Origin of the sequence: Mycobacterium scrofulaceum, assembly GCF_002086735.1 — a bacterium.
In the GTDB taxonomy this organism is placed as follows: Bacteria; Actinomycetota; Actinomycetes; order Mycobacteriales; family Mycobacteriaceae; genus Mycobacterium; species Mycobacterium scrofulaceum.
Genome location: NZ_MVIJ01000006.1, coordinates 100,270 through 120,421, shown reverse-complemented (window position 1 = coordinate 120,421; position 20,152 = coordinate 100,270). Strand labels below are relative to the sequence as shown.

The following is a 20,152-nucleotide window of genomic DNA, read 5'->3' as shown; positions in this document are numbered from 1 at the left end:
GCTGGCAAGCCGCCTTCTGTGAGTCAATAGTCAACGGTTATCGGTCGTGAGCGGATCGGTATTGGACGGACGGACGGCCACCCGGCAATCTTCGAGCGGATTGACGACGAAGCGAAAGGGAGTGCGGCGATGAAACCTGAGGCGGTCATCGGCGGCGAGGCCATGGGGACGGAGACGCGGGGCCCACGCCTCGCCGATCTGGTCGAGGAGGCGGCACGGCGGTCCCCCGACGCGCCCGCGCTGGTCGTCACCGCCGATCGGACACCGATCGGCTACCGCGATCTGCTGCGGCTGGTCGACGACCTGGCCGAGGCGCTGAAGGGGCACGGGCTGCGGCCGGGTGACCGCGTCGCGCTGCGCTCCGGAAGCAACCCGGAATTCGTCGTGGCGCTGCTGGCCGCGTCGCGCGCCGACCTGGTCGCGGTTCCGTTGGACCCGGCGCTGCCGGTCGGTGAGCAGCGTGCCCGCAGCGAAGCCGTCGGGGCCCGGACGGTGCTCATCGACGGCGAGGCGCCTGACGAGGGCCAAGGAGTGCCGTGGTGGCCGCTGGCGGTGAAGGCCGCCCCGGCGCCGGGCGCACCGACGGTGGAACTCGAGGCCGGAGGCGATGGGGCACAGAGTTTTTCGACGCCCGAAGGGCTGTGCGACGACGACGCCATGATCATGTTCACCGGGGGAACTACCGGGACGCCGAAAATGGTGCCCTGGACCCGCGGCAACGTCGCCGGCTCGGTGCGGGCCATCATCGCCGGATACGGCCTGGGCCCCGAAGACGCCACGGTGGCCGTGATGCCGCTTTACCACGGCCACGGGCTGCTCGCCGCGCTGCTGGCCACCCTGGTGTCCGGGGGCGCGGTGTTGCTGCCCGCGCGCGGGCGGTTCTCGGCGCACACCTTCTGGGACGACATCGACGCCGTCGGCGCCACCTGGTACACGGCCGTCCCCACGATTCACCAGATCCTGTTGGAGCGGGCAGCAACCCACCGGCACGGCGGCACGGCGTTGCGGTTCATCCGCAGTTGCAGCGCCCCGCTCACCGCCGAAACGGCGCAGGCGCTGCAGGACACCTTCTCCGCGCCGGTGGTGTGCGCCTTCGGCATGACCGAAGCCACCCACCAGGTGGCGACGACTGGAATCGGCAACACCGAAAACCCTGCTGCCACACAGGGTCTCGTCGGCCGTTCGACCGGGCCGGAAATCAGGATCGCCGGGTCCGGCGGCCGGCCGGCGCCGGCGGGGGAGGTCGGCGAGGTCTGGTTGCGCGGGCCCACCGTGGTCCGCGGGTACCTCGGCGACCCGGCGATCACCGCCGCCAACTTCACCGACGGTTGGCTGCGCACCGGTGACTTGGGAACGCTGTCGGCGGCGGGCGACCTGGTCATCCGGGGCCGGATCAAGGAACTCATCAACCGGGGCGGGGAGAAGATCTCACCCGAGCGCGTCGAGGGCGTGCTGGCCAGCCACCCCGACGTCCTGGAGGTGGCCGTCTTCGGGGTGCCCGACAAGCTGTACGGCGAGACGGTGGCCGCGGTGATCGTTCCGCGGGGATCCGCGGGGCCGACCGCGGACGAACTCGCGGCGTTCGGCCGCGACCGGCTGGCCCCCTTCGAGGTGCCGGCCAGCTTCCAGCAGGCGGCCGAGCTGCCGCACACCGCGAAAGGCTCCCTGGACCGCCGCGCCGTCGCCCGGCAATTCGGCCGGGGCGGCTAGGGCTCGAAGCGACGGCTCAGGCGGTGGCCTTCACCCGGGTGGCCGCGGCCTCCGGCATGGGTTCGTAGCGGACGAAGGTACGGGTGAACGACGCGGCGCCGTGGGCCAGTGAACGCAAGTCGATCGCGTACCGCGTCAACTCCACCTGGGGCACCTCGGCCCTGACCAGCGTGCGTTCGTTGCCCGCGGTGTCGGTGCCGAGCAGCCGGCCACGCCGGCCCGACAGGTCACCCATCACCGCACCCACGAAGTCGTCGGGCACCAGCACCGCCACCTCGTCGATGGGCTCGAGCAGGCTCACCTTCGTCGCCGCGGCCGCCTCGCGCAGCGCCAGGGAGCCCGCCATCTGGAAAGCGAAATCCGAGGAGTCGACGCTGTGGGCCTTGCCGTCGAGCAGCGTGACCCGGACGTCGACCACCGGGTAGCCGGCGTGCACGCCCTTCTCCATCTGCGCGCGCACCCCCTTTTCCACGCTCGGGATGAACTGCCGCGGAACCGCCCCGCCGACCACCTTGTCCAGGAACTCGAATCCCGAACCCTCCGGTAGCGGCTCCACCTCGATGTCACACACCGCGTATTGACCGTGCCCCCCGGATTGCTTGACGTGCCGGCCGTGGCCTTTTGCCTTGCCGGCGAACGTTTCTCGCAGCGGCACGCGAAGCTCGACGGTGTCGACCGTGACGCCGTATCGGTTGGCCAGCGCGTCGAGGACGACGCCGGCGTGGGCCTCGCCCATGCACCACAACACGATCTGGTGGGTTTCGGGGTTCTGCTCGATGCGCAGCGTCGGGTCCTCGGCGGCCAGCCGGCCCAGCCCGACGGACAGCTTGTCCTCGTCGGTCTTCGCGTGCGCCTGGATCGCGACCGGCAGCAGGGGTTCGGGCATCGTCCACGGTTTGAGCACGAGCGGCTCCGCCTTGTCCGAGAGGGTGTCACCCGTCTCGGCCCGGCTCAGCTTGCCGATCGCGCAGATGTCACCCGCCACCACGACCGGGGCGGGGCGCTGCTGCTTTCCCAGCGGAAACGACAGGGCGCCGACGCGTTCGTCTTCGTCGTGATCGGGGTGCGTGCCGCCGTTCCCGTTGACCGCCCCGAAAAACGATGCGAAATGGCCCGACACATGAACCGTCGTGTCGGGCCTGATGGTCCCGGAGAACACCCGGACCAGGCTGAGCCGTCCGACGTAGGGGTCCGACGTCGTCTTCACCACCTCGGCCAGCAGCGGTGCGGCGGGGTCGCAGGTCAGCGTCGCGTGCGGGGCGCCCTGCGGCGTGAAGACCTCGGGGAGGGGATGTTCCATCGGGGACGGGAATCCGCGCGTGGTGACCTCCAGCAGCTCCTGGGTGCCGACGCCGGTGCTGCTGCAGACCGGGATCACCGGGAAGAACGACCCGCGGGCGACGGCCCGCTCCAGGTCCTCGATGAGCACGGCTTCGTCGATGGACTCGCCGCCGAGGTAGCGATCCATCAGCGACTCGTCCTCGGATTCCTCGATGATGCCCTCGATGAGGGTGCCGCGCGCCTCCTCGATGCGCTCGGCGTCGGAAGGCTCGGGCGGCTGCGCGGTCCTCCGTCCGTCGGCGTACCGGTAGCGGGTCTGCGACAGCAGGCCGATCAGGCCTTCGCAGGACGGCAGGCCGGTCGGCAGGTAGAGCGGTAACACCTTGTCGCCGAACGCGTTCTGCGCGGAGGTCAGCGCCTCGGCGTAGTTGGCGCGGGTGTGGTCGAGCTTGGTGATCACCACGGCGCGGGGCATGCCGACCCGATCGCATTCCTGCCACAGCGATTTGGTGGGTTCGTCGACGCCCTCGTTGGCGGCGATCACGAACAGCGCGCAGTCCGCGGCGCGCAGGCCGGCGCGTAGCTCACCGACGAAATCGGCGTACCCGGGCGTGTCCACCAGGTTGATCTTGATGCCGTCGTGCGCCAAGGACGCCACGGCGAGGCCGACGGACCGCTGTTGGCGGATCTCGGCCTCGTCGTAGTCGCATACCGTGCTGCCGTCGGTGACCGAACCCGCTCTGCTCAGCACCCCGCCGGCGAGCAGCAGCGCCTCGACCAGGGTGGTCTTGCCGGCACCCGACGGTCCGACCAGGACGATGTTGCGCACATCGCGTGGGCCGGCAGGGGTGGCAGCGGCCGCCGCGCCCTGGGAAGCATTCGCCTTGTCCGCCATGAGGTTCCTCCAGTTCTCTCCGGCCGCATCGCCGGGGTGCGCCAGCGTCGTGTGTCCTAGCTCACAGAGTCCATAAGCAACTGTTCCCCCAACGGGGGCCCAACACAAGGCCACGTAGCGGCCACGATTGCCCCGGCCCGGTGGGAGGCCCGCGCCACCCGTCAGGCGTGCCAGCTCGACCAGCGGCGCACCGCGATCGCGATCACCGGTCCGTCCAGCGGAACCGATTGATACTGAGGGTATTTGGCGCGCAGCAGCCGGTATGCCGACTCCAGCACGGCGTTGTCGGTGTGAATGGTGGCCGTGCCGTCGACCCGTACCCACCACAACCGCGTCCAGTCGTCGGCGTATTGGTCGACGAGCAGGCTCACGTGGCCGTTGTGCTCGATGTTGGCCAGCCGCCGCAGCCGGCGCGTCGTCTTGGGTTTCGCGTCGACGGCGGTGTACACCACGTCGGCGGAGTCCTCGCCGACCGCGAAGACCACCGGGACCAGGTGGGGGAGGCCGTCGGGCGTGACCGTGGCCATCCGGGCCACCGGGGACCGGCTGAAGCCGGCCTTGGGGTCGAATTCGGCCACCTTGTCAGCCTAGGCGCGCGTCACGGAGCCGGGCGGGATGACGTCGCGGCTGATCAGAGCCTCGCCACTGCCGCGAATAGCTACCTGCATTACGGTTATATACACAATATTGTGCCGCCCCGAACTGCACGGCCGGGACAGTTTGTGTTTGCCGCGACTCAGGAAGGGTGACGGGATGAGCAAATCGCACCACCGCTCGGTTTGGTGGTCATGGGTGGTCAGCGTGCTGGCGGTGGTCGGTCTGGGCCTGGGCCTGGGCATCGCCCCGGCGGCCGCCTCGCCGTTCACCCAGCCGCGGGCGCCCCTCGACCCGGCGGCGCTGGTCGGCCAGGTGGGGCCGCAGGTCGTCAACATCAACACGAAGTTCGGCTACAACAATGCGGTGGGCGCCGGTACGGGCATCGTCATCGACCCCAACGGCGTCGTGCTGACCAACAATCACGTGATCTCCGGCGCGACGGACATCAGCGCGTTCGACGTCGGCAACGGGCAGACCTACGCCGTCGACGTGGTCGGTTACGACCGCACCCAGGACGTCGCGGTGCTGCAGCTCCGCGGCGGGGCCGGGCTTCCGACCGCCGCGATCGGCGGCGGCGTCTCGGTCGGCGAGCCGGTCGTCGCGATGGGCAATGCCGGCGGCCAGGGCGGAACACCCAGCGCGGTGTCCGGCAAGGTCATCGCCCTCAACCAGACCGTCTCGGCGACCGACACCCTGACCGGTGCGAACGAGTCGCTGGGCGGGCTGATCCAGGCCGACACGCCCATCAGGCCCGGTGACTCCGGCGGTCCGCTGGTCAACAACCAGGGCCAGGTGGTCGGCGTGAACACGGCCGCCACCGACAACTACAAGATGTCCGGCGGCGGGCAGGGCTTCGCCATTCCGATCGGCCGGGCGATGGGCGTGGCCGGCCAGATCCGGTCCGGCGCCGGCTCCAACACCGTGCACGTCGGCCCGACCGCGTTCCTCGGCCTGGGCGTCACCGACAGCGACGGCAACGGCGCGCGCGTCGAACGGGTGGTCACCAGCGGCCCCGCGGCGGGGGCCGGGATCTCCCCGGGTGACGTCATCACCGCCGTCGACAACGTCCCGATCAACGGCGCGACCTCGATGACGGACGTGCTCGTCCCGCACCACCCCGGTGACACCATCGCGGTGCATTACCGCTCCGCCGGGGGCGGCGACCGCACCGCCAACGTGACCCTGGCGGAAGGACCGCCGGCCTGACGCCCGCGCCGATGATCCCCTGCCACTCGCCAATTCCGTTGGCGCCGGGCATTTCTCGTCGCGCATCGACGGGTGTGATTCCGAATGTCGCGGCTCGGGTACCCGTGGCATCGTGGATTTGATGAACGACGCACGAGACGCAGTCGAGCACCATCCCGCAGGGGGCAGTCACGTCCAGGACGGTGTGGTCGAGCACCCCGACTCCGACGACTTCGACAACGCCGCCGCGCTGCCCACCGACCCGACGTGGTTCAAGCACGCCGTGTTCTACGAGGTGCTGGTCCGGGCGTTCTTCGACGCCAACGCGGACGGGGCGGGAGACCTGCGGGGGCTGCTGGGGCGCCTGGACTACCTGCAATGGCTGGGCATCGACTGCATCTGGCTGCCGCCCTTCTACGATTCGCCGCTGCGCGACGGCGGGTACGACATCCGGGATTTCTACAAGGTGCTGCCGGAGTTCGGCACCGTCGAGGATTTCGTCGCGCTGCTCAACGCCGCGCACGAGCGGGGCATCCGGGTCATCACCGACCTGGTGATGAACCACACGTCGGATTCGCACCCGTGGTTCCAGGAGTCGCGGCACGACCCGGACGGCCCGTACGGCGACTTCTACGTGTGGAGCGATACCAGCGAGCGCTACACCGACGCGCGGATCATCTTCGTCGACACCGAGGAGTCCAACTGGACCTTCGACCCGGTGCGCAAGCAGTTCTACTGGCACCGGTTCTTCTCGCACCAGCCGGACCTGAACTACGACAACCCGGCCGTGCAGGACGCCATGATCGACGTCATCCGCTTCTGGCTGGGCCTGGGAATTGACGGGTTCCGCCTGGACGCGGTGCCCTACCTGTTCGAGCGCGAGGGCACCAACTGCGAGAACCTGCCCGAGACGCACGCCTTCTTGAGGCGCGTGCGCAAGGTCGTCGACGACGAATTTCCCGGGCGGGTGCTGCTGGCCGAGGCGAACCAGTGGCCGGCCGACGTGGTGGAGTACTTCGGCGACCCCACCACCGGCGGCGACGAGTGCCACATGGCGTTCCACTTCCCGCTGATGCCGCGCATCTTCATGGCGGTTCGCCGCGAGTCGCGCATCCCGATCTCGGAGATCCTGGCGCAAACGCCGGAGATCCCCGACATGGCCCAGTGGGGCATCTTCCTGCGCAACCACGACGAGTTGACGCTCGAGATGGTCACCGACGAAGAGCGTGACTACATGTACTCCGAGTACGCCAAGGACCCGCGGATGAAGGCGAACGTCGGGATCCGGCGCCGGCTGGCGCCGTTGCTGGACAACGACCGCAACCAGATCGAGCTGTTCACCGCGCTGCTCCTGTCGCTGCCGGGCTCGCCGGTGCTGTACTACGGCGACGAGATCGGCATGGGCGACGTGATCTGGCTGGGGGACCGCGACGGGGTGCGCACGCCGATGCAGTGGACCCCGGACCGCAATGCCGGGTTTTCCAAGGCCAACCCGGGCCGGCTCTACCTGCCAGCCAGCCAGGACTCCGTCTATGGCTATCAGGCGGTCAACGTCGAGGCCCAGCGCGACACCTCGACGTCGTTGCTGAACTTCACCCGCATGATGCTGGCCGTGCGGCGCCGGCACGAGGCATTCGCGGTCGGCTCGTTCGAGGAACTGGGCGGATCCAACCCGTCGGTGCTGGCGTTCGTGCGCCAGGCGCCCGGCGGCGGCGACACGGTGTTGTGTGTCAACAACCTGTCGCGCTTCCCGCAGCCGATCGAACTGAATCTGCAGCACTGGAGCGGTTGCACGCCGGTGGAACTGACCGGGCATGTCGAATTTCCGCGGATCGGGCACCTGCCCTACCTGCTGACATTGCCGGGGCACGGGTTCTACTGGTTCCAGCTGACCGCATGTGAGGAGGACTCATGATCGCGCCGCTGACGATGCAGAACGAGTTGAGTAGGAGCGGCGCACATGACTGATCCAGCCAAGTTGCCCTGGTCGGACTGGCTCCCCCAGCAGCGGTGGTATGCCGGACGCAACCGGGAGCTCACCTCGGCCGAGGCCGCCGTCGTCGTCCCGCTGCGGGACGACCTCGACCTGGTTCTGGTCGACGCCCGCTACGCCGACGGCGCGTCCGAGCGCTACCAGGTCATCGTGCGGTGGGACACCGCGCCGGTCTCCGAGTACAGCAGCGTGGCCACTATCGGCGCCGCCGGTGACCGCACCGGCTTCGACGGCCTGTACGACACCGACGCGCCGCAGTTGCTGCTGTCCTTGATCGACGAGTCCGCCGTGCGGGCGGCGTCGGGCACCGAGGTGAGGTTCGTCAAGGAGCCCGGCGTGGAGCTGCCGCTCGAGGCGCTGCCGCACGTCTCCGACGCCGAACAGAGCAACACCAGCGTGATCTTCGACCGGGCCGCGATCTTCAAGGCGTTCCGCCGGGTGAGCAGCGGCATCAACCCGGACATCGAACTCAACCGGGTGCTGGGCCGCGCCGGCAACCCGCACGTGGCGCGCCTGCTGGGCACCTACGAGATGGCCGCCCCGGACGGCACGACCGACGCGGCCTGGCCGCTCGGGATGGTGACCGAGTTCGCGGCCAACGCCGCGGAGGGGTGGGCGATGGCAACCGCGAGCGTGCGCGACCTGTTCGCCGAGGGCGACTTGTACGCGCACGAAGTCGGCGGCGACTTCGCCGGTGAATCCTGCCGGCTGGGCGAGGCGGTGGCGTCCGTGCACGCGACGCTGGCGGAATCCCTCGGGACGGCGCAGTCGTCGTTCCCGGTCGAGACCGTGCTGGCGCGGCTGACGTCGACCGTGGCGAAGGTGCCCCAGCTGCAGGAGTACGCGGCGACCATCGAAGAGCGATTCCAGAAGCTGTCGGGCGAGTCGATCACGGTCCAGCGCGTGCACGGCGACCTGCACCTCGGTCAGGTGCTGCGGACCCCCGAGAGCTGGTTGCTGATCGACTTCGAGGGGGAACCGGGACAGCCGGTCGACGAGCGCCGGGCGCCGGACTCACCGTTGCGCGACGTGGCCGGCGTGCTCCGGTCGTTCGAATACGCCGCGTACGGACCGCTGGTGGATCAGGCGACCGACAAGCAGCTGGCCGCCCGCGCCCGGGAATGGGTCGAGCGCAACCGGACCGCGTTCTGCGAGGGCTACGCCGCCGCGTCGGGGATCGACCCGCGCGATTCGGCCGAACTGCTGGCGGCCTACGAGCTCGACAAGGCGGTGTACGAGGCCGGTTACGAAGCGCGGCACCGGCCGAGCTGGCTGCCCATCCCGCTGCGTTCCATCGCCCGGCTCATCGCCGCATAGGCGCGGGATAGGAGTTCGGTATGCGTCGCCTGCGGGGGCGGCGTGCGTCTGACAGCATGTCAGCGTGGCGAGCGAAACATTCAATAGCGAAGCCCGATTGTCGTGGGTGCTGGCGGTGCTGGCCGGTGTGGTCGGCGCGATCTCCTTCACCCACTCCGCGGGCTACTTCGTGGTGTTCATCACCGGCAACGCCCAACGCGCCGTGCTCGGGTACTTCACCGGGGAAGGGTGGCTGGCCGTAAGTGCCGGGCTGCTCATTGTGGCGTTCGTCGCCGGCGTCGTCGTCGCGTCACTGTGCCGGCGCTTTTTCTGGGTGGACCATCCGCACGGCCCGACGGTGCTGACCACCTTCAGTTTGGCGGCCGCGACGGTGGTCGACGTCCTCGATGAGGGATGGGCGCAGAATTTCGTCGATTTCGCACCGATGATGTTGCTTGCATTCGGTACCGGGGCGTTGAACACGTCTTTTGTCAAGAATGGCGAGGTGTCGGTGCCGTTGAGCTATGTGACCGGCACGACCGTCAAGATGGGCCAGGGCATCGAGCGCCACATCGCCGGCGGTGGGGACGTCTCGGACTGGCTGGGTTACTTTTTGCTGCTGGCGAGCTTTGTCGTGGGCGCGGCGGTCGGCGGCTTCATCAGCGTGGTCGTCAACGGGACCTGGATGCTGGTGATGGCCACGTCTGTGTGTGCGGTGACGACCGGATACACCTATTTCCACCAGGACCGGCGCGCTCTGTTGATGGAACGGTCCGAGAAAAAGCATCGGCAGCAGCGCTGACCGGTGCGCTGCTGCCGATGCTGGCTTGGCGGGTTTTCAGGCGGCCGGCTGTGCCGGTGCCGCCGGCGCCGGTTGTGCCGGTTGTGCCGGCTGGGCCGTGGTGTTGCTGGCCAGCAGCACCTGCTGGATGTCGGGCTTCATCGCGACCAGTTGCTGGTTCCAGTAGGGCCACGAGTGCGTGCCGTTGGCGGGGAAGTTGAACGTCCCGTTGCGCCCGCCCGCGGCCACGTAGGTGTTCTGGAACTGCTGGTTGGTGCGCAGCGTGAGGCCTTCCAGGAACTTGGCCGGCATGTTGTCACCGCCGAGGTCGCTCGGGGTTCCGTTGCCGCAGTAGACCCAGATCCGGGTGTTGTTGGCGACCAGCCGCGGGATCTGGACCATGGGGTCGTTGCGCTTCCACGCCGGGTCGGTGGACGGGCCCCACATGCTGTTGGCGCTGTAGCCACCCGAGTCGCTCATCGCCAGCCCGATCAGCGTCGGCCACCAGCCCTCGGAAGGGTTCAGGAAGCCCGACAGCGAGGCGGCGTAGGGGAACTGCTGCGGGTAGTACGAAGCCAGGATCAGGGCGGAGCCACCGGACATCGACAGGCCCACCACGGCGTTGCCTGCCGGTGAGATCTGCTTGTTGGCCTGCAGCCACAGCGGCATTTCCTGGGTCAGGAACGTCTCCCACTTGTAGGTGTAGTTCTGGCCGTTGCTCGCCGACGGTTGGTACCAGTTGCTGTAGAAGCTGGACTGGCCGCCGACCGGCATCACCACGGACAGGCCGGACTGGTAGAACTCCTCGAAGGCCGGGGTGTTGATGTCCCAGCCGTTGTAGTCGTCCTGGGCGCGCAGGCCGTCGAGCAGGTACACGGCGTGCGGTCCGCCGCCCTCGAACTGAACCTTGATGTTGCGGCCCATCGACGGCGACGGCACCTCCAGGTATTCCACCGGAAGCCCCGGCTTCGAGAATGCCCCCGCGGTAGCCGAGACGCCGGCGGCGGTTACGAGGCCGGACATCAGGGCAGCCCCCATGGCCGCGACCGCCAGTTGCCGCGGCATGGTTGCCGCGGCGCCACGCAACTTCCGCAACTCTTCGAAGAACCTCATAGCTCTCTACCCATCCCAACTTTTCACTGCCGCGTTCGGCGGTCGAATCTGTTCGCTGGGCAGTCAAACACGGAGGGAGGGCGCAAATCGCCTGTCACGGCCGGAGCTTCAGATCGCGGTTGGCTAACGATTGGGCTTCGGCCCGGAATCGTCACTGCCAGGTCACGATTGGGCGTCGAAACCGTGCCGCTCTTCCGGCCGCCGGGACGCCGGCCGTCGCGCTAGCCGACGAGCCGGTGCAACAGTGTTGCGGCAGAGGCGATTCCGGGCACGTTCGCCACGATCAGCACGACCACGTCGATCGGGCCGGGGGGGCGCCGATGATGTAGGTGCTACCGCGGCAGGCGATGCAGGGCGACGTCGGTCAGGGCCCCGTCGCCGATCCGGGCGACCATGTAGGTGCAGTGCGGTTGGCGGCGCCGATCGGTCGGCGAGCCCGGATTGAGCAGGCGTAACCCGGACTCGCTGGTGGTGTCCCAGGGGATGTGGCTGTGCCCGAAGACCAGCACCTGGGTGTCCGGATACAGCCGCGACATCCGCGCCTCGCGGCCCGTCGCCGCGCCGGTCTCGTGCACGACCGTGAACCGCACCCCCGCCAGGGTGACGTCCGCCCGTTCGGGCAGCCGCGCCCGCAATGCGGGGCCGTCGTTGTTTCCCCAGCAGGCGACCAACCGGGCCGACCGGCTTTCGAGTTGGTCGAGCAGTTCGGGCACCACCCAGTCGCCGGCGTGTACGACGACGTCGGCCGCCTCCACCTCGTCCCAGACCCGGGCGGGCAGGTCGCGGGCGCGGTTGGGGACGTGGGTGTCGGAGATCAGCAGCAGCCGCACAGGGCCCATCTTGCCCGCCGGTTTCACCGGGACGTCGAGGCCATCGCTTTCTCCGGCTTGGTGGCGGGCGCGTCGGCGGCCTCACCCAGGAAGAGGGACCGAACGAGGCTGCGTGGGCCGAAGGGCCGCAGCATCTCGCTGGCGGGGCGCGGGCGCACCCGGATCGGCCACCAGAACCACCGCCCCAGCAGCGCGGCGATCGACGGCGTCATCAGCGAGCGCACGATCAGCGTGTCGAACAGCAGGCCGAGCCCGATCGTGCTGCCGGCCTGGCCGATCGAGCGCAGGTCGCTGGCGACCATCGACATCATGGTGAAGGCGAAGACGAGTCCCGCGGTGGTGACGACGCCACCGGTCTCGCCCATGGATCGGATGATGCCGGTCTTCAACCCGGCGCCGATCTCCTCCTGGAACCGCGACACCAGCAGCAGGTTGTAGTCCGAGCCGACGGCCAGCAGGATGATCAACCCGAACACCGGTGCGATCCAGTTCAGGTCCAGGCCCAACAGGTGTTGCCAGACCAGGACGGAGAGCCCGAAGGCGGCGCCCAGCGACAACAGCACCGTGCCGACGATCACCAGGGACGCGACCAGCGCGCGCGTGATGATCACCATGACGACGAAGATCAGCGTCAGCGCCGCGAGTCCCACGATCAGCAGGTCGTAATGCGACCCCGACTGGATGTCGCGATAGATGGCCGCCGTTCCGGCGAGGTAGAACTTGGCGCCGGTCAGGGTCGTTCCCTTGACCGCTTGATGCGCGGCCGCCAGTTCCGGCATGACGGCGGAAATGCCCGCCGGGGTCGCCGGGTCGGCGTCGTGGGTGATGATGAAGCGCGCGGCCTTTCCGTCCGGGGACAGGAAGAGCTTCAGTCCGCGCTGAAAGTCGGCATTCTGAAAGGCTTCCGGGGGCAGGTAGAAGTAGTCACCACTGCGGGAGGCGTCGAACGCCTGCCCCATCGCGCTGGCCGTGTCGGTCATCTGCGCCATCTGGGTGACCAGGTTCGAGAAGCTGCTGTGCATCGTGAGCAGGGTTCCCTGCATGGATTTGGCGACGGCGATCATCGGCGAGAACTGCGCGAGCATCTGCGGGATGATCGCGTCGACGTTGTTGACGTCCTTGATCAGCGTGCTCATGTTCTCGCTGAACTTGTCGACACCGTCGATCGCCTCGAACACCGACCTGGTGGCCCAGCAGACGGGGATGTTGTAGCAGTGCTGTTCCCAGTAGAGATAGCTACGGAGCGGTCGGGCGAAGTCGTCGAAATCCGCCAGGTGGTCCCGCATCTCGTCCAGCGTGGCCTGCATCTCGTGCATATCGCCGACCATGTGGTGGGTGGCGTCGCTCATCTGCCCGAGCAGGCCCTGCATGCGCTGCATCGAGACGATCATGGCGCCGAGGTCGTCGCTCATCTTGAGCATGTCGTTCGTGCGGTCCCGCATGAACTGCAGGTTCTGCTGGATCGGGATCGACTGCGCACTGATCTGGAACGGTATGGAGGTGTGCTCGATCGGGCCGCCCAGCGGCCGGGTGATGCTCTGCACCATCGCGATTCCCGGTGACCGGAAGATGTCTTTGGCGAGCCTGTCCAGGATGATCATGTCGCCGCTGTTCCGCATGTCGTGATCGCTCTCGATCATGAGGATGTCGGGGTTCATGGTGGCGGCGCTGAAGTGGCGTTCGGCGGCCGCGTATCCGATGTTCGACGGAACGCCCGGGGGGGTGTAGAAGCGGTCGTTGTAGCTGATCTTCATGCTCGGCATGATCAGGATGCCGACGATGGCGATGACCAGCGAGGCCGCGAACACCGGGCCGGGCCAGCGCACGGTCGCGGTGCCGATGCGCCGCCACCCGCGCGTCTTGATCATTCGTCTCGGGTCGAGCAGGCCGAAGCGGGTGGCCACCGCGACGACGGCGGGTGCCGCGGTCATCGCTCCCGCCACGACGACCAGCAGGCCCAGCGCGGACGGGATGCCGAGTGCCTTGAAATACGACAGGCGCGCCAGGTGGAGGCAGAACGTGGCCCCGGCGATGGTCAACCCCGAGCCCAAAATGATGTGCGAGGTGCCGCGAAACATCGTGTAGTACGCGGTTTCTCGATCCTGGCCGGCCTGGCGCGCCTCCTGATAGCGCCCGATCAGGAAGATCGCGTAGTCGGTCCCCGCCGCAATCGCCAACGAGGACAGCATCGCCACGACGAACGTCGAGAACCCCAAGAGTTCGTAATTGCCGAGAAGCGCGACAAGCCCTCTGGCCGTGCCCATCTCGAAGCCGACCATGACCAGGACCAGCAGCACCGTGCTGACGGATCGATAGGCGATGAACAGCATGATCATGATGACCACGCCCGTGACGCCCATCATCTTGAACATGCTCTTGTCGGCCGCTTCGTTCATGTCCGTGGTCAGCGGGGCGGGGCCGGTGACGTAGACCTTGAGCCCCTTGGGGGGCTCCGACTTGTCGACGATCTTGCGCACGGCGTCGACGGATTCGTTGCCCAGGGTGCTGCCCTGATTGCCGGCCAGGTTGAGCTCGACGTAGGCCGCCTTGCCGTCCTTGCTTTGGACACCGGCGGCGGTCAGCGGGTCGCCCCACACGTTCTGGACGTGCTGCACGTGCTTGGGGTCGGCCTGCAGCTTTTGCACCAGGCCGTCGTAGTAGCGGTGCGCCTCGTCTCCGAGTTGTTTATCGCTTTCCAGGACGATCATGGCGATGCTGTCGGAATCCGACTCGTGGAACGTCGCACCCATGCGCTTGGCGGCGATCATCGCCGGCGCATCCTGGGGTGACATCGTGACCGCGTGCTTGCGTGCCACCGACTCGATCGGCGGGACAAGCACATTCAGCGCGACGGTGAGCAGCAGCCAGCCGATGATGATGGGCCACGCGAACGTTCGGACGAACCGCATGAACCTCGGACGGGTTTCGTTGTCGGTGTTCATCCGGCTTTCACCAGACAGGACGTTTGAGCGTGGCGCCCGGCCGAGGATCGCTCGTCCTTGACTTCGCCGTTGACGCTGATGCGGCAGCCGATGTCATCGCTGTCGCCCTGCGCCACCACGCTGGCGATCACGGCGGGCACGGTCGTGGTGATCGTGAAAGTCCAGGGCAGCGTGCTGAAGTCGGCCTGCTCCGGCTGTGCGTTCTTGTTCAAGTAGCTCACGCTTCCCGTCGTGCCGCTGGGTCCGTAGACCTCGTAGGTGACCCGCTTGATGTGCGAGGCAACGAGCGGTTCCGCGGTGCTGCCGGTCGCCGTGAAGATCGGGTCGGACCCGAAGACGCCGCGCAGTTGGTCGACGGCCATCCCGCCGAGGGCCACGGCCGCCACGACGACCAGTGGCACCCAGGCCCGTCTGAGAAACGTGGACACGGACGTTCCTTTCCCTCGTGACCTGGTGTTACTGGTACGGAGTCTCAGCCCCGCGCCGCGCGGCCAATAGGGCCATTTGGCCCGCACCTGAGGGCCGGCAGGCACACATCACCCGTCATCGCGTGCCTGCGTACCCGCACATGGTGACTCCAACCCCGGAACCAGTCTTACCATACCCCCCAGGGTATTGCCAGCCTGCGGACGATACCCCGCCGGGTATGGTATGAAGGAGTCATGGCAAACGAAGTTCCCGGTGGTTGGCCGCTTGCGGCCGACGTCACCGGACACGACCCGGGCGACATGGACGCGGTCCTCGCCCGGCTGCGCCGGGCCCACGGTCAGCTCGGTGGGGTCATCGCGATGATCGAGCAGGGGCGCAACTGCAAAGACGTCATCACACAGTTGGCCGCGGTGTCGCGGGCGCTGGATCGCGCCGGTTTCAAGATCATCGCCTCGGGGCTGCGCGAGTGCATCGTACGGCCGGAGGGCGGGTCCGACGAGAGGCCGGCCGTCTCGATGGAGGAACTGGAAAAGCTGTTCCTGAGCCTGGCGTAATCGCCGGCGACCACGAAAGGGGAATGGGCAATGCCGCCCGATCAAACTGATCGAACCGCAGCCAAAGTCACACTCTGGCTCGATCCGGTGTGCCCGTTCTCGTGGAACACCGCGCAGTGGCTACGCGCCGTGGCCGAGCAGGCCGGGTTCGATGTCGACTGGCAGCTGATGAGTCTCGCCGTGCTCAACGAGGGGCGGGAACTCCTGCCCCCTCAGCAAGCCCGCATGCGCGACTCGCAACGCGCCGGCCGGCTGATGGCCGCCATCGCTCAGCAAAACGGCGCCGGCGGGTGGTCGGACGCGTACTTTGCCTTCGGCGAGCGGTACTTCGACCGCTCCGAGCCCCTCGACGACGATCTCGTCGCGCACGTTCTGAGCGCGGCGGGCGCGGCCGACAGCGCGGCGAAGGCCGGGGCGGAGGCCGCCCTCGACGAGGCCGTCCGGAAGGCGCACCGGGCGGGACAGGATGCGCTCGGCGAAACCGGTGGCAGTCCGATTCTGCGGATCGACGGGCGCGCTTTCTTCGGGCCGGTCCTCACCGCGCCGCCGGACGCGGACGCCGCGCTCGCCCTGTTCGACGCGGTCGCGACGTTGGCCGCGGTTCCGCAGTTCTCCCAGCTGCAGCGCCCCCGCGCCGCGGCCTAACGGGGGGCGAGCCCGCGCCGAAGCGAGTTGCGTTCGTGCCGGCCGAGATTTCGGGTAGATCGAGACAGAGGAGAAGAAATGACATCAGGATTGAACGCGACCTTGCACACGTCGTTCGACGACGCGGTGGAGCGGACCACCAAGGCGCTGGCCGAGCAGGGATTCGGTGTGCTGACAACGATCGACGTCAAAGCCACCCTCAAGCAGAAGCTCGGGGAGGACATGGAGGACTACGTCATCCTTGGTGCCTGCAACCCGACCCTCGCCCATCGCGCGCTGGGCATTCACCGCCAGATCGGCCAGTTGCTGCCGTGCAACGTCGTGGTGCGAACCGACCCCGCCGAAGCCGATGCCGTCCTCGTCGAGGCGATGGATCCGCAACTCATGGTCAAGGTGACCGGCGAGCAGGGGGCCTTGCAGGACGTCGCGGACCAGGCCACCGCCAAGCTGCAGGCCGCGATCGGCGCGCTCGGCTGACCACGCACTGACCACCGGTCCTCGGGGCCGGGCCGCCGCCCGATGCGGCGCCTTGCGCGTGTGAAAGGTATTGGTGTGTCGGTCTTCTCGGGATTGGTGTTGGCGAAATTGACCGCACCGGCACTGGTGGTGGCGATTTCACCCGTACCGATCGTGGTGTCGTTGGTGCTGCTCATCCACAACGATCGGCCCTACTCGTCCAGCCTTGCGTACTTGCTGGGCCGGTTGGTGTCGCTGACTGTGCTCACGACGGCGTTCATGCACGCCCCGCGATTGTTCGATGATCTGGTGGGACCCGCGCCCCCATGGGGCGATTGGGTGGTCGTGGGTGTGGGTGCCGGACTGGTGGCATTCGGTGCGTGGCTGTGGTGGCGGCGCGCCCACGCGACGGCCCGCACGGGGTGGGACGGCGGCGTCGGGACGATCACGCCCACCGTGGCGGCCGCGATCGGGATGCTTCCGATGCTCGCCAATCCCAAGGTGTTGGCCGCCAGCGCGGCCGTCGGAACCCAGATCGCCACTTCACGATTGACGGCGGTCGACGCCGTCGTCGCCGTGGCTTACTACGCCGTCCTGGCGACTTCGACGGTCGCGGCACCCGTGGTGGCCTACCTCGTCGTCGGGCCACGGATCGATCCGCACCTCGAACGGATCAGGTGCTGGATCCAAGACCGGCACCGGGCACTCGCGGCCATCACCGTGGTGCTGGTCGGGTTCGCCGTGGTCCTGTATGGCTTTTCGTAACTGGCCGCCTGGTGACGGAGAGGGTTGGAGCGCCGTCAGCCTTGCCGGCTTCGCGCCTCGGCTCCCGTCTCCCCGGCGTCGAAGGAATCGTCGGAGCCGGCCGCCCCGACGTACGAGCCGTCGGCCTCTCCGGCCGCGGCGCGCGACCGGGACTCGTGAGCCTCCGGTTCGACGTCGGACTCTGTCTTGTGGCCTTTCGGGTCTGCCATGTGCTTCCTTCCGGTGCGGCTCTTGACTGCTGACGGGTTCCCCGGGCCTGCGCCGCCAAACCGGACCGCGGATGTTGGCGCCGCGGTGGCTGCGCCGCAGCCGGCGCACGCTCGATCAAACCTCGGTCAACGCATCCCCGAACCCGCGGACCACGCGGTCGTGCTGGCTTTCGGCCAGCGCCTGGCCGGCCCCCAGCACCAGGACCATGGGCCATTCCAGAATCTGAAGCGCCGCCAGCGCGGCCAGTACGCCGTAGAAGGCGAGATGGTCGACGTGCGGAACGCGTACCCGTCCGACGAGCGGGACGTCCAGGCGCACGGTCCGCGCTTCGCGGACTTGTTCCGACGGGCGCCGACGCGTCGGCGCGGTGTGCGCGTCCGGTTCGGTCGTGGGGCGCTTGCGATCAGGCATGTGGTTCCCTCCGTGCGGTTCGCGTCCAGCAGGGCTTCCCCGGGTGGCGGCGGCCAAACGAAATGCGGATCCGTCCGGGCGCGCTCTCGCGAGCGGGGCGGGCCGGGGAGGCCCCCATGACGTCGGCGCTATTGTTACCACCCGGAGTCAAGGAGGACCTTCGATGCGCACCTTCGAATCAGTGGCCGATCTCGCGGCCGCCACCGGCGAGACGATCGGGCACAGCGACTGGGTGACCATCACCCAGCAAGACGTCAACCTGTTCGCCGACGCGACCGGCGACCACCAGTGGATCCATGTCGACCCGGAACGGGCGGCCGCGGGCCCGTTCGGCGGGACGATCGCCCACGGCTTCATGACCCTCGCGCTGCTGCCGCGCCTGCAGCACCAGATCTACACGGTCAACGGCATCAAGCTCGCAATCAACTACGGCCTCAACAAGGTTCGTTTTCCCGCCCCGGTGCCGGTCGGCTCGCGGGTGCGCGCACAGACCTCGCTGGTCAGCGTCGACGATGTCGGCAACGGCGCCGTCCAGGCCACCATGTCGACCACGGTCGAAATCGACGGCTCGCCCAAGCCGGCGTGTGTCGCTGAGAGCATCGTCCGCTACATCTCCTGAAAGCGCGCCTGAAAGCGCGCCTGAAAGCGCGAGCAGACACAAAATCGCATCACGGCGGCTGGGTGGGTGCGATTCTGCGTCTGCTCCGCGGTTAAAACTCGGCGATGGAATGCTCGAGTCGGTCGGCCAGCCGCGCCTGCGCCTCCGCGCGCCGGGTCGGTATGTGCGCGGACGGGAAAGGCGTTGTCACCGCCTGGTATTCACGCAGGGTGCGGCGCGCCACCGTCATCTTGTGCAGCTCGGTGGCGCCGTCGGCGATACCCAGCGACTCGGCGGCCACCAGCATCTTGACGAACGGCATCTCGTCGGAGACACCGAGCGCGCCGTGCAGGTGCATGGCCCGCTGCACGACGTCGTGCAGCACCTGGGGCATCGCGACCTTCACCGCCGCGATGTCGCGGCGCACCTTCTGGTAGTCGTGGTGCTTGTCGATCAGCCACGCGGTGCGCAACACCAGCAGCCGGAACTGCTCGATCTGGATCCAGCTGTCGGCGATCTTCTCCTGGGTCATCTGGAAATCGGATAACCGCCCGTGCCGCGTCTTGCGCGACACCGCGCGCTCGCACATCATGTCGAACGCGCTGCGCGCCAACGCGATTGTGCGCATGGCGTGGTGGATGCGGCCACCGCCGAGCCGGGTCTGGGCGATCATGAACGCCTGGCCCTCGCCGCCCAGCACGTGATCGGCCGGGACGCGGACGTGGTTGTACCGGACGTAGCCGTGGCTGGCGCGCTTCGACGATTCGGCTCCCACGCCCACGTTGCGGACGATCTCGATGCCGGGCGTCTCGGCCGGAACGATGAACAGCGACATCTTGTCGTACGTGCGCGACTCGGGGTTGGTGACGGCCATGACGATGAAGAACGAGGCGTGCTTGGCGTTGGTGGAGAACCACTTCTCCCCGTTGATCACCCAATCGTCGCCGTCACGGGTCGCGGCGGTGACGAATTGGCCGGGGTCCGAACCGCCCTGCGGTTCGGTCATCGAGTAGCACGAGGTGATCTCGCCGTCGAGCAGCGGTTGCAGGTAGCGGGCCTTCTGCTCGTCGGTGCCGAACATCGCCAGGATCTCGGCGTTGCCCGAATCCGGCGCCTGGCAGCCGAACACCGAGGGCGCCCAGCGGGAGCGGCCGAGGATCTCGTTGAGCAGAGCGAGTTTGACCTGACCGAAGCCCTGGCCGCCGAGCTCCGGCCGCAGATGCGCGGCCCACAGCCCCTGGTCCTTGACCTGCTGCTGCAACGGTCGCAGGATCGCCATCATCTCGGCGTTCTTCTTGTCATAGGGGTCGAGAGCGACCAGATCGAGCGGTTCTAGCTCGTCGGCCATGAACTTTTCGACCCAGTCGAGCTCTGCCTGGTATTCGGGGTCTGTTTCGAAATCCCACACGGTGGCCACCCGTTCCCCGGCGCCGCGGCGCGCCGGACTCATCGATGAAGCCA

General features: G+C 68.1%; 19 protein-coding genes. 10 read left to right on the top strand and 9 right to left on the bottom strand.

All coding sequences use genetic code 11. The features are described 5' to 3' along the window. The first annotated feature begins 129 nt into the window (after nt 1-129). Nucleotides 130-1,710 carry a FadD7 family fatty acid--CoA ligase gene (locus tag BST44_RS06300; RefSeq protein ID WP_083175788.1) on the top strand — a complete coding sequence of 527 codons (1,581 nt, stop codon included), beginning with the start codon at nt 130-132 and terminating at the stop codon, nt 1,708-1,710. 16 nt (nt 1,711-1,726) lie between these two features. On the opposite strand, the gene BST44_RS06295 is transcribed toward BST44_RS06300, so the two are convergent. Together BST44_RS06295 and BST44_RS06290 are read right to left on the bottom strand one after the other, a co-directional pair. Beyond that, entirely contained in the window at nt 1,727-3,886 is a 2,160-nt protein-coding gene (locus BST44_RS06295; RefSeq protein ID WP_083175786.1) for an elongation factor G-like protein EF-G2, read from the bottom strand. 161 nt (nt 3,887-4,047) lie between these two features. Continuing rightward, on the bottom strand, nt 4,048-4,464 hold the full coding sequence (locus tag BST44_RS06290) for a TIGR03668 family PPOX class F420-dependent oxidoreductase (RefSeq protein WP_083175784.1): 417 nt from the start codon (nt 4,462-4,464) through the stop codon (nt 4,048-4,050). A 175-nt stretch (nt 4,465-4,639) separates the two neighbouring features. On the opposite strand from BST44_RS06290, the gene BST44_RS06285 reads away from it, so the two are divergent. The 4 genes from BST44_RS06285 to BST44_RS06270 all read left to right on the top strand — a co-directional run bounded on the left by BST44_RS06285 (nt 4,640) and on the right by BST44_RS06270 (nt 9,759). Continuing rightward, nucleotides 4,640-5,689 carry a S1C family serine protease gene (locus BST44_RS06285; RefSeq protein WP_083175782.1) on the top strand — a complete coding sequence of 350 codons (1,050 nt, stop codon included), beginning with the start codon at nt 4,640-4,642 and terminating at the stop codon, nt 5,687-5,689. A gap of 121 nt (nt 5,690-5,810) precedes the next feature. Further along, complete coding sequence (gene treS, locus BST44_RS06280) at nt 5,811-7,583, top strand: maltose alpha-D-glucosyltransferase (protein WP_083175876.1); 1,773 nt, start codon at nt 5,811-5,813, stop codon at nt 7,581-7,583. Nucleotides 7,584-7,628: 45 nt separating this feature from the next. Then, nucleotides 7,629-8,978 (top strand): maltokinase N-terminal cap-like domain-containing protein, encoded by a 1,350-nt coding sequence (locus BST44_RS06275; RefSeq protein WP_083175780.1) that lies wholly within the window; start codon nt 7,629-7,631, stop codon nt 8,976-8,978. 64 nt (nt 8,979-9,042) lie between these two features. Further along, nucleotides 9,043-9,759 (top strand): YoaK family protein, encoded by a 717-nt coding sequence (locus tag BST44_RS06270; protein WP_083175778.1) that lies wholly within the window; start codon nt 9,043-9,045, stop codon nt 9,757-9,759. A gap of 36 nt (nt 9,760-9,795) precedes the next feature. Here the strand turns inward: BST44_RS06270 and ag85C are convergent, their stop codons facing one another. The 4 genes from ag85C to BST44_RS06250 all read right to left on the bottom strand — a co-directional run bounded on the left by ag85C (nt 9,796) and on the right by BST44_RS06250 (nt 15,051). Beyond that, nucleotides 9,796-10,851, bottom strand: a complete 1,056-nt coding sequence (gene ag85C, locus BST44_RS06265; RefSeq protein ID WP_083175776.1) for a diacylglycerol acyltransferase/mycolyltransferase Ag85C — start codon at nt 10,849-10,851, stop codon at nt 9,796-9,798. A 332-nt stretch (nt 10,852-11,183) separates the two neighbouring features. Continuing rightward, entirely contained in the window at nt 11,184-11,681 is a 498-nt protein-coding gene (locus BST44_RS06260) for a metallophosphoesterase family protein (protein WP_083175874.1), read from the bottom strand. 23 nt (nt 11,682-11,704) lie between these two features. Further along, the gene (locus tag BST44_RS06255; RefSeq protein WP_083175774.1) at nt 11,705-14,623 is read right to left on the bottom strand and encodes an MMPL/RND family transporter; all 2,919 of its coding nucleotides are present in this window, start codon (nt 14,621-14,623) and stop codon (nt 11,705-11,707) included. Further along, complete coding sequence (locus BST44_RS06250) at nt 14,620-15,051, bottom strand: MmpS family transport accessory protein (RefSeq protein ID WP_083175772.1); 432 nt, start codon at nt 15,049-15,051, stop codon at nt 14,620-14,622. Before BST44_RS06250 ends, BST44_RS06255 begins: the two co-directional genes overlap by 4 nt. A 234-nt stretch (nt 15,052-15,285) precedes the next feature. Here BST44_RS06250 and BST44_RS06245 point away from each other — a divergent pair, with 234 nt between their 5' ends. The 4 genes from BST44_RS06245 (at nt 15,286) to BST44_RS06230 (ending at nt 17,472) form a co-directional block, all read left to right on the top strand. Then, a complete protein-coding gene (locus BST44_RS06245; protein ID WP_083175770.1) occupies nt 15,286-15,606 on the top strand; it encodes a metal-sensitive transcriptional regulator in 321 nt (106 codons plus the stop codon). Nucleotides 15,607-15,636: 30 nt separating this feature from the next. Next, nucleotides 15,637-16,251 carry a mycothiol-dependent nitroreductase Rv2466c family protein gene (locus BST44_RS06240; RefSeq protein WP_083175768.1) on the top strand — a complete coding sequence of 205 codons (615 nt, stop codon included), beginning with the start codon at nt 15,637-15,639 and terminating at the stop codon, nt 16,249-16,251. 78 nt (nt 16,252-16,329) lie between these two features. Beyond that, complete coding sequence (locus BST44_RS06235; RefSeq protein ID WP_083175766.1) at nt 16,330-16,728, top strand: DUF302 domain-containing protein; 399 nt, start codon at nt 16,330-16,332, stop codon at nt 16,726-16,728. A gap of 75 nt (nt 16,729-16,803) precedes the next feature. Beyond that, nucleotides 16,804-17,472, top strand: a complete 669-nt coding sequence (locus BST44_RS06230; RefSeq protein ID WP_158086638.1) for a GAP family protein — start codon at nt 16,804-16,806, stop codon at nt 17,470-17,472. A 35-nt stretch (nt 17,473-17,507) separates the two neighbouring features. Here BST44_RS06230 and BST44_RS30330 read toward each other — a convergent pair whose 3' ends face one another. Both BST44_RS30330 and BST44_RS06225 read right to left on the bottom strand, forming a co-directional pair. After that, nucleotides 17,508-17,681 carry a hypothetical protein gene (locus BST44_RS30330; protein ID WP_167380160.1) on the bottom strand — a complete coding sequence of 58 codons (174 nt, stop codon included), beginning with the start codon at nt 17,679-17,681 and terminating at the stop codon, nt 17,508-17,510. Nucleotides 17,682-17,796: 115 nt separating this feature from the next. Next, nucleotides 17,797-18,093, bottom strand: coding sequence for a hypothetical protein (locus BST44_RS06225; protein ID WP_083175762.1), 297 nt, complete (start codon nt 18,091-18,093; stop codon nt 17,797-17,799). Nucleotides 18,094-18,256: 163 nt separating this feature from the next. Between BST44_RS06225 and BST44_RS06220 the strand changes: the two genes are divergently transcribed. Continuing rightward, nucleotides 18,257-18,712, top strand: coding sequence for a MaoC family dehydratase (locus BST44_RS06220; protein ID WP_083175760.1), 456 nt, complete (start codon nt 18,257-18,259; stop codon nt 18,710-18,712). 91 nt (nt 18,713-18,803) lie between these two features. Here the strand turns inward: BST44_RS06220 and BST44_RS06215 are convergent, their stop codons facing one another. Further along, the gene (locus BST44_RS06215; protein WP_142274370.1) at nt 18,804-20,141 is read right to left on the bottom strand and encodes an acyl-CoA dehydrogenase family protein; all 1,338 of its coding nucleotides are present in this window, start codon (nt 20,139-20,141) and stop codon (nt 18,804-18,806) included. Nucleotides 20,142-20,152: the final 11 nt, after the last annotated feature.

Excerpts from the sequence above, each read along its gene's own strand:
- BST44_RS06300 (WP_083175788.1), top strand. The coding sequence starts at position 130 with ATGAAACCTGAGGCGGTCATCGGCGGCGAGGCCATGGGGACGGAGACG.
- BST44_RS06295 (WP_083175786.1), bottom strand. The coding sequence starts at position 3,886 with ATGGCGGACAAGGCGAATGCTTCCCAGGGCGCGGCGGCCGCTGCCACC.
- BST44_RS06285 (WP_083175782.1), top strand. The coding sequence starts at position 4,640 with ATGAGCAAATCGCACCACCGCTCGGTTTGGTGGTCATGGGTGGTCAGC.
- treS (WP_083175876.1), top strand. The coding sequence starts at position 5,811 with ATGAACGACGCACGAGACGCAGTCGAGCACCATCCCGCAGGGGGCAGT.
- BST44_RS06275 (WP_083175780.1), top strand. The coding sequence starts at position 7,629 with ATGACTGATCCAGCCAAGTTGCCCTGGTCGGACTGGCTCCCCCAGCAG.
- ag85C (WP_083175776.1), bottom strand. The coding sequence starts at position 10,851 with ATGAGGTTCTTCGAAGAGTTGCGGAAGTTGCGTGGCGCCGCGGCAACC.
- BST44_RS06255 (WP_083175774.1), bottom strand. The coding sequence starts at position 14,623 with ATGAACACCGACAACGAAACCCGTCCGAGGTTCATGCGGTTCGTCCGA.
- BST44_RS06245 (WP_083175770.1), top strand. The coding sequence starts at position 15,286 with ATGGCAAACGAAGTTCCCGGTGGTTGGCCGCTTGCGGCCGACGTCACC.
- BST44_RS06240 (WP_083175768.1), top strand. The coding sequence starts at position 15,637 with ATGCCGCCCGATCAAACTGATCGAACCGCAGCCAAAGTCACACTCTGG.
- BST44_RS06235 (WP_083175766.1), top strand. The coding sequence starts at position 16,330 with ATGACATCAGGATTGAACGCGACCTTGCACACGTCGTTCGACGACGCG.
- BST44_RS30330 (WP_167380160.1), bottom strand. The coding sequence starts at position 17,681 with ATGGCAGACCCGAAAGGCCACAAGACAGAGTCCGACGTCGAACCGGAG.
- BST44_RS06225 (WP_083175762.1), bottom strand. The coding sequence starts at position 18,093 with ATGCCTGATCGCAAGCGCCCCACGACCGAACCGGACGCGCACACCGCG.
- BST44_RS06220 (WP_083175760.1), top strand. The coding sequence starts at position 18,257 with ATGCGCACCTTCGAATCAGTGGCCGATCTCGCGGCCGCCACCGGCGAG.
- BST44_RS06215 (WP_142274370.1), bottom strand. The coding sequence starts at position 20,141 with ATGAGTCCGGCGCGCCGCGGCGCCGGGGAACGGGTGGCCACCGTGTGG.